The organism is Aeromonas sp., from assembly GCF_050633025.1.
Classification (GTDB): domain Bacteria; phylum Pseudomonadota; class Gammaproteobacteria; order Enterobacterales; family Aeromonadaceae; genus Aeromonas.
In genome coordinates this window covers 19,037-27,081 of the sequence record NZ_JBODRQ010000040.1, presented here as the reverse complement: position 1 = coordinate 27,081, position 8,045 = coordinate 19,037, and the positions used below count along the sequence as shown (strand labels likewise).

The following is an 8,045-nucleotide window of genomic DNA, read 5'->3' as shown; positions in this document are numbered from 1 at the left end:
ATATTAAACTTATCTTGGATAATAACTCTTAGTTCTGATGGTATAATACAAGAAACAACTAGCATGCCTTTCTGGACTTGCGCAGAAGCACCATTTATAGCTAGCCGACTAGCTGCTGCATCAATAAGCGAGTATTGAGCTCGAGCAGTACGATAAAATTTTACTTCAATAGCCCAGTCTTCATTTTTATAGCGAGCTAACAAGTCAAAACCATTATCTCCCCTAACATCATTTTTTATAGCTATAAAATCATTTTCTTCTAAAATCTTTACAACTAGCTGTTCAAATAATTGCCACGTTCTTGTTGGTCGAATCATATGCTAAATATAACCTGTTTTAATTTTACTCTGGCGTTAAAAAATTGTGTGTGACAGCCAGTAACCCTAATCACTCTGTAAGCTAGTCACAGTCTGCTGTTCTGAGTTGAGGAGTACTTTGTGCTTCTGTATGGAAAAAACTCAACGGAGCTGGTTGCCAACTGAAGCATGCTATCCAATCGGGTAGGGGGTAAAAAGAGCAATCGGCGCATAATCTGTCCGAGATCAATAAATTAGTCATTTATTGGTTGTTGTTTTTTCGCTTGAGCTGAAAGGGCAGGGTGATAGCCTTTGTCAGCCGGTGTCGAGCTCGTCACTTTTGTCGTGTCGATCACACTTCCCACCCCGTCGTCACCCTCGTCGGGGGCGGCAAGTAGCACGAATTCCTTTCTGATTACTCCTTTATTTTCAGTTGCTTGTGATTTTTTATCGCACCCTTGGCCCGTTTTGGTCTGATAAATGCTTTGTAGGGGCTGGCCGCCTCTTTGCCTGTCGGCGGGCGGCCCGGTGTAACGAACCATTTAGGATCCCTCTCTATGAACAGCTTCGTGATTGCAGATCCCAGTCTCTGTATTGGGTGTCGTACCTGTGAGGTGGCCTGCGCCGTTTCACACCAGTCAGGGTCTTGCAGCGGGACCCTTGAGCGGGAGGGCGGCCTGCATCTTGCCATCGAGGATGGACATCTGGTCTCCAAGGACAGCTACTTTCAGCCGCGCCTGAAGGTGATCGTGGGCAGCAAGGTGACCACGCCGGTGCTCTGTCGCCAGTGTGAAGACAAGCCGTGCGCCATGGCCTGCCCGAACAATGCCATCGTCAGTGAGGATGGCTGCGTCAAGGTGTTGCAGGAGCGCTGCATCGGCTGCAAGTCCTGCGTGGTGGCCTGTCCTTACGGCGCCATGGCGGTGGTGCTCAAAGAGGTGGCACCCGCTGCCGATTCGCTCTTCAAGCGTCCGCAGACCAAGGCGCAGGCGCTCAAGTGCGATCTCTGCCGTCACCGCGAGGCGGGCCCGGCCTGTGTCGAGGTGTGTCCGACCCAGGCGCTGCGGCTGGTCACGCCGGAGCATCTTGAAAACCTGAACCGGCAGAAGCAGCTGGCCAGTGCCGAGGCACTGCTGGCGATGCCGGCGCGGGTGTGAGCGGGCTTGCCGAGCCGTTTTTCGTTAACAAACAAGAGTGTGAGTCATGAAAAAAGTCATTACCGTGTGCCCCTATTGCGGCACCGGTTGCAAAATCAACCTGCTGGTTGAAAACGACAAGGTGGTGGGGGCCGAAGGCGCCAACGGCCGGACCAACGAGGGGCAGCTCTGCCTCAAGGGCTATTACGGTTGGGATTTTTTGAACGACACCAACCTGCTGACCCCCCGTCTCAAGAGCCCGATGATCCGCCGCGAGCGCGGTGGCAAGCTCGAGGCAGTCTCCTGGGATGAAGCGATCGCGTTCGCCAGCAGCCGTCTCTCTGCCATCAAGGCGAAATATGGCCCGGACGCCATCATGACCACTGGCTCTGCCCGTGGCCCGGGCAATGAAGCCAACTATGTGATGCAGAAATTTGCCCGTGCGGTGATTGGGACGAACAACGTCGACCACTGCGCGAGGGTGTGACACGCACCCTCAGTCTCCGGTCTGGAGACAACTGTAGGCAACGGCGCCATGAGCAACGCCATTCCCGAAATTCAAGAGACCAAGTGCCTGCTGGTGTTTGGTTACAACGCTGCTGACTCTCACCCCATCGTCGCTCGCCATATCCTCAAGGCGAAGGCAAACGGGGCCAAGGTGATTGTGTGTGATCCCCGCATGGTGGAGACCGCCCGCATCGCGGATCAGTGGCTGCCGCTCAAAAACGGTTCCAACATGGCGCTGGTTAACGCCTTCGCCAACGTGTTGATTAACGAAGGGCTCTACAACAAGGCCTTTGTCGCCAACTACACCGAAGGGTTCGAGACCTTCAAGGCGACGGTGGCCAAGTACACCCCGGAATATGTCGAGGGGATCACCGGCCTGAAAGCCGCCGATATCCGCGCCGCCATTCGCACCTACGCCGAGTCGCCTGCGTCCATGATCCTGTGGGGCATGGGGGTGACCCAGTACGGTCAGGCGGTGGACGTGGTCAAGGGGCTGGCGGGTCTGGCGCTGCTGACCGGCAACTTCGGTCGCCGCGGTACCGGTTGCGGGCCGGTGCGCGGTCAGAACAACGTGCAGGGCACCTGTGACATGGGGATGCTGCCCCACCAGTTCCCGGGTTATCAGCCGGTGAGCGACCCCGAGATCAGCGCCAAGTTCGCCAAGGCGTGGGGTGTGGAATCCCTCTCTCAAAAGCCCGGCTATCGTCTGACCGAGCTTGGCCACAAGGTGGAGGAGGGTAAGTGCAAAGCCTTCTACATCTTCGGTGAAGATCCGGCCCAGACCGAAGCTGACTTGGGTCAGTTCCGCCGCACTCTGGCGGGGATGGAGCTGGTGATCGTGCAGGATATCTTCATGACCCAGACCGCCGAGATGGCCGACGTCATTCTGCCCGCCACCAGCTGGGGCGAGCACGAGGGGGTCTACAGCTCGGCGGATCGCGGCTTCCAGCGCTTCTACAAGGCGGTCACTCCCCCTGAGAACGTGAAACCGGACTGGGCGATCTTCTCGCTGATGGCGACCGCCATGGGTTATCCCATGGAGTACCACAACACCGAAGAGATCTGGGACGAGATGCGTGCGCTCTGCCCGCTCTATGCCGGGGTCAGCTACGACAAGATGGCCGATCTCAAGAGCGTGCAGTGGCCCTGCCCGACCGAGGATCACCCGGGCACCAGCACTCTGTTCGAGGGGAATGTGTTCACCACCCCGAGCGGCAAGGGTCAGCTGATTGCCTCCGAGTGGCGACCGCCGCGGGAGCAGCCCTGTGCCGAGTACCCGCTGGTGCTCTCCACCGTGCGCGAGGTGGGTCACTACTCCTGCCGCTCCATGACCGGCAACTGCTCGGCGCTGCAAACCCTGGCCGATGAGCCGGGCTATGTGCAGATCCACCCGAGTGATGCCAAAAAGCTCGGGGTGAAGGATCAGGCGCTGGTCTGGATCTCGTCGCGCCGTGGCAAGGTGATCACCCGGGCCAACTACAACGAGCGGGTCAACGCCGGGGTGGTCTACATGACCTACCAGTGGTGGATCGGGGCCTGCAACGAGCTGACCATCGAGCACCTTGATCCGGTCTCCTACACCCCCGAGTACAAGTACTGTGCGGTGAAGATCGAGCGCATCGAGGATCAGCCAGCGACGGAAGTGTACGTCCAGACTGAATACAGCGCGCTCAAGGCGAAATTGCGCAGCGCAGCCAAAGGCTGAACGCCCTAAAAACGAGGTTCTGCACAAATAAGGGAACCCGACTCGGATTTATCGAGTCGGGCACCCTTGTATTACCCAAAAACAGGGGATAAATGATGCAACATGAAATTGGTCGCTTATTCGGGCTTTGCTATATTGGCACCTATCTGGCGGCGATATTGCTGGGAATAGGTTGCTATATTTGGCGCGACGAGATGATATTTCTGCTCGGCTTCGGTTTTTTCGGCTGTTTTATGGCGGCGCGGCTTGCCATGAGCAGCGTATTTTCTGCCTTGAGTATTTCCAGTGCCTGGCTGATCGGGTTTATCTCCACCACCTTGATCAACGGCCTGCTGCTGGGGATGATTACCCTGCTGATCTACCTCACTCACCAGAGCGTCACCGCCGAGCTTGCCGACAACGCCAGCTGGCTGCTGATGGCCTTTCAGAGCCTGTCGGCCCTCTTTATCTTCGGTGGCCTGAAGTGCTGCCACAGCCGGATCATCACCTCATAAATTGCCGATGAATGGGCAGCAAACGCCATCTTGAATCCCGCAGCCAGGGAAGAGGAGAGGCAGATCTGACAGCTGACGGCGGCCCACTTCTCGGGCGCCTTAATTAAGATCAAGAACTGATGAAATAACCGGTTAAATATGGCAATTAGATATATTAAATCGGATTGTAATGAAATTTGAGCTCATCTATGATGAGTCGCCATTCCAATATATCCCCCGATAACGATGTTACTTTTTGTTGTCGTTCGTTAATAAAAACCCTGGAATTGCAACATGCGACAATTTTCGTCACCGCTTTTCTTATTGGCAGCCGCTTTACGGGCTGCGGCTATTTATTTTGGTGACGGGTGCTTGTCGTGATGCGATGGCATGGACAGCCTGACTGGTGACTAAATCGATATAACGTGAGGCCGCAATGCTAAATGTGAGTGCCATCCCCTTGGACGAGATCTCTCCTATCTGGGACGACGGTTTCCTCCTGCTCTCCAAATCCCTCCTGTCGGCCGTGACGCTCGATGATTTTATCCACAAACTCAACAAGATAGATGCCAGCTTCGGCGGTGTGACCCGGGTCAACCTGATCCTCAACATGGGTGCGGACGAGGAGGCCATCTTCTACTTCATGGGACATTCCGGCCCAAAGCATCTGGTCTGCCCCAAGGCAGAGCTGCACCTCTCCCCCCGTCCCACTAAAGAAACCCCGGAACAGGCCATCATTCTCGCTGCCGCTCGCTTTGAGAATCGCTGCCCGGCCCTGGATCGCGAAGGGGTCTACGGGGTGCTGCGCTCTTACTGCCAGCTCCCTATCACCACCGCCCGCAGCCACTTGGGTGGAGTCGAGTTTATCAACACCCAGCTCGACAGCTTCACCATGGAGACGCTCGCCAAGCTGACCCAACTGGCGGCCATTATCGCCATTGCGCTGGAGAATGTGCTCGACAAGGAGCGCACTCTGGAGCAGGCCAACTCCCTGCGCCTTGAGCGCGACAGCTGCAAAATTCTGGTGGATGTGACCAATGCGGTGATCAAACTGGTGCGCATCGCCGAGCTGCCCAAGAGCCTGTTTGCCATCCTGCATCACCATTTCGCCATCAGCAGTCTGTGTCTGGCGGAGTACAACGCTACTTCCGACAGCTTCAAGAGCTATCTGGTTAATCAGCACCAGAGCGAGCAGCCGGGCATCATCGATCACTCCTGTTTCGAGCAGAAGTGTCTGCAGGGGGCCCTTGGTCACAGCGAGCCGTTTTTCGTCTATCGCGAGCACGGCCACGGTTGCAGTAATCGCTGCCGGTTTACCTCCCAGATCCTGCCCCCCGAGGCCGACAGCTCCTGCATTTTGCCGCTGCGCTATCGGGGCAACCTGCTGGGGGTGTTGATCCTCTCGCACCCCAATGCCGATTTCTTTGCCGATATCGATATCTCCCTGCTGGAGCAGGTGGCGGCGCGCACGGCGATTGCCATGAACAACGTGCAGGCGCAGCAGGAGATCTCCAACACCAACGGCGCTAAAGAGAAGACTATTCGCATCAACGAGCCGCAGATGCAGGGGGAGTTCCCCCACATCATCTATCAGAGCGCGGTGATGGAGAGCGTGCTGGAGAAGGTGCGGCTGGTGGCCGAGAGCGACAGTACCGTGTTGATCCTCGGCGAGACCGGCACCGGCAAGGAGCTGATCGCCCAGGCGATTCACGCCCTGAGTGCCCGCCACGACCACGAGATGGTGAAGGTGAACTGCGCCGCCATCCCCACCGGCCTTATCGAAAGCGATCTCTTTGGCCACGAAAAGGGGGCCTTTACCGGCGCCCTGACCCAGCGGATCGGCCGCTTCGAGCGGGCCCACAAGGGCACCCTGTTCCTCGACGAAGTGGGGGATATGCCGCTGGACTTGCAGCCGAAACTCTTGCGGGTATTGCAGGAGCACGAGCTGGAGCGGGTGGGCAACAGCAACCCCATCGCAGTGGATGTGCGGCTGGTGGCCGCCACCAACTGCGATCTGCTCTCCATGGTCAAGAACAAGCGTTTCAGAAGCGATCTCTACTATCGCCTCAATGTCTTTCCCATCGAGCTGCCGCCGCTGCGGGAGCGGCGCGAGGACATTCCGCTGCTGGTCAATTTCTTTATCAAGAAGATCGCCAAGCGGATGCGCCGCACCATCACCTCGATCCCCGCCGATGCGATGAAGATGCTGGTGTCACTGCCCTGGTACGGCAATATCCGCGAGCTGGAGAACGTCATCGAGCGCGCCGTGGTGATGACCCGCGGCCATGTGCTCAACCTCTCGCCGGACGAATTGATGCCGCTCAAGGGCTACCACAAGATTGAGACTCTGGTTTATGACGAGCCCGCCACGCCGCTCTTTGCCGAGGCAGTGCCGACCGATGAGCGCGAGGCGATCATCGCCGCCCTGCGTGACTGCAACGGCATCGTCGCAGGTGACAGGGGGGCGGCCAACCGCCTCGGCATGAAGCGCACCACCTTGCTTTCGAAAATGAAGCGGCTCGGCATTTCGGCCAGAGATCCCGAGATCATTGACGGGGTCGCCCCATGAGAGAGGCCATAGAGCTTGAGGCGCGGAGTGAGCGGAGCGAGCAGAAACAGAACGAACAGTGCGAGCAGAGAGAACAAAGAGGGCTGAGCGAACAGAACGAGCTGGCCCGCTGCGCCATCCACCGCGAGGTGGTGCACTACCGCGCCGATGAACTGACCTGCGACAGCGAAATGGCGCTCCCCTCCGAGACGCCGGTGGCGCTGGTCTACAACGGCATCGCTCACAGCGTGATGATGTGCTCGGCCTCCGATCTGGAGGATTTCGCCATCGGGTTTTCGCTATCCGAGGGGATCATCGACAGCCTGCTCGATATCCACGACATCGAGCAGATTGATGGCTGTCAGGGGATTGAGCTGCATATCACCTTGGCCAACCGCTGCGTCCATCGCCTCAAAGAGAAGCGGCGCACCCTGGCGGGCCGTACCGGTTGCGGCATCTGCGGCAGCGAGAGTCTGGAGCAGGTGATCCGCACCCAGCCAAGCTTGCCTGACAGTCAGCGTCTGGCGGTGGGCCATATCGACAAGGTGCTGAGCGCGCTGCGCCCGCTCCAGCTATTGGGTCAGCGCACCGGCGCCACTCATGCGGCTGTGCATCTGGATGGTGAGGGCAATATTCTCGCCATTCGTGAGGATGTGGGGCGTCATATTGCGCTGGATAAGCTGGTGGGTCACTTGTGCCGCACGGGTCGCCGTGATGGTGCCATTCTGGTAACCAGCCGTGCCAGTTTCGAGATGGTGCAAAAGTGCGCCAGCGCCGGGGTCGAGATCTTGCTCGCTCTCTCTGCCGCCACAGAGCTTGCGGTCCAGCGGGCCGAGCAGACCGGGCTGACGCTGGTGGGCTTTTGCCGCCCCGGGCGGGCCGAGATCTACAGCGCCTGCCAGCGCATTCTGCTTTAAGTGACAGCAAAAGTGAGAGCCTGCTAAAGGCTGCTAGTCCTGAAATAGGTTTACACATTTTCAACTAGCATTTCTCTACTCAGAACCCCCTATGTACCGCATCGGGGGTTCTGTATTTCAACGCATGATGCGGCCGCTCGCTATCAGCTGCTGTTGGGATTGGACAAGGGCGGCTATATCGGCTTGGCGGCTCTTGTTGAGGTAGAGATAGACCTCGATATCGGAGACCCGTTTCCATGGCGCGGCAAGGGGGGATTGATTGGTGGGCAGCAGCCGGATCACCCAGTCGGTTCTGCCGCGCTGGAGCAGGGCGAGACCCTGCTTCTCATCGTTGAACCAGACGATGCGCCGACTGTCGAGATAGCGGCTGCACCACTGAATGCCGCGCAGGCAGCCAACCCGCTCCTGACTGGCGGGTGGCCTGCTGGCGTCCTGCTTGCTCTGGGCATAGATGGTCACTTCG

General features: G+C 57.9%; 8 protein-coding genes. 5 read left to right on the top strand and 3 right to left on the bottom strand.

Annotated elements, in window-relative coordinates; all coding sequences use genetic code 11:
- Positions 1-317, bottom strand: a 317-nt coding sequence (locus ACRAUW_RS07860; RefSeq protein ID WP_431361834.1) for a restriction endonuclease, incomplete at its 3' end; no start/stop codon positions are given.
- Positions 318-550: 233 nt separating this feature from the next.
- Complete coding sequence (locus tag ACRAUW_RS07855) at positions 551-838, bottom strand: hypothetical protein (RefSeq protein WP_431361833.1); 288 nt, start codon at positions 836-838, stop codon at positions 551-553.
- Between the two features lie 15 nt (positions 839-853).
- Between ACRAUW_RS07855 and ACRAUW_RS07850 the strand changes: the two genes are divergently transcribed.
- The 5 genes from ACRAUW_RS07850 to fdhD all read left to right on the top strand — a co-directional run bounded on the left by ACRAUW_RS07850 (position 854) and on the right by fdhD (position 7,582).
- Positions 854-1,453 carry a 4Fe-4S dicluster domain-containing protein gene (locus ACRAUW_RS07850; RefSeq protein ID WP_033112617.1) on the top strand — a complete coding sequence of 200 codons (600 nt, stop codon included), beginning with the start codon at positions 854-856 and terminating at the stop codon, positions 1,451-1,453.
- A 46-nt stretch (positions 1,454-1,499) separates the two neighbouring features.
- Entirely contained in the window at positions 1,500-3,644 is a 2,145-nt protein-coding gene (fdhF, locus tag ACRAUW_RS07845) for a formate dehydrogenase subunit alpha (protein WP_431361832.1), read from the top strand.
- Positions 3,645-3,838: 194 nt separating this feature from the next.
- Complete coding sequence (locus ACRAUW_RS07840; RefSeq protein ID WP_431361831.1) at positions 3,839-4,138, top strand: hypothetical protein; 300 nt, start codon at positions 3,839-3,841, stop codon at positions 4,136-4,138.
- Between the two features lie 415 nt (positions 4,139-4,553).
- The gene (locus tag ACRAUW_RS07835; RefSeq protein WP_431361830.1) at positions 4,554-6,686 is read left to right on the top strand and encodes a sigma 54-interacting transcriptional regulator; all 2,133 of its coding nucleotides are present in this window, start codon (positions 4,554-4,556) and stop codon (positions 6,684-6,686) included.
- Entirely contained in the window at positions 6,683-7,582 is a 900-nt protein-coding gene (gene fdhD, locus ACRAUW_RS07830; protein WP_431361829.1) for a formate dehydrogenase accessory sulfurtransferase FdhD, read from the top strand. Before ACRAUW_RS07835 ends, fdhD begins: the two co-directional genes overlap by 4 nt.
- A gap of 117 nt (positions 7,583-7,699) precedes the next feature.
- Here fdhD and ACRAUW_RS07825 read toward each other — a convergent pair whose 3' ends face one another.
- Complete coding sequence (locus ACRAUW_RS07825) at positions 7,700-8,041, bottom strand: hypothetical protein (protein WP_431361828.1); 342 nt, start codon at positions 8,039-8,041, stop codon at positions 7,700-7,702.
- Between the last annotated feature and the right edge of the window lie 4 nt (positions 8,042-8,045).

Excerpts from the sequence above, each read along its gene's own strand:
- ACRAUW_RS07855 (WP_431361833.1), bottom strand. The coding sequence starts at position 838 with ATGGTTCGTTACACCGGGCCGCCCGCCGACAGGCAAAGAGGCGGCCAG.
- ACRAUW_RS07850 (WP_033112617.1), top strand. The coding sequence starts at position 854 with ATGAACAGCTTCGTGATTGCAGATCCCAGTCTCTGTATTGGGTGTCGT.
- ACRAUW_RS07840 (WP_431361831.1), top strand. The coding sequence starts at position 3,839 with ATGATATTTCTGCTCGGCTTCGGTTTTTTCGGCTGTTTTATGGCGGCG.
- ACRAUW_RS07835 (WP_431361830.1), top strand. The coding sequence starts at position 4,554 with ATGCTAAATGTGAGTGCCATCCCCTTGGACGAGATCTCTCCTATCTGG.
- fdhD (WP_431361829.1), top strand. The coding sequence starts at position 6,683 with ATGAGAGAGGCCATAGAGCTTGAGGCGCGGAGTGAGCGGAGCGAGCAG.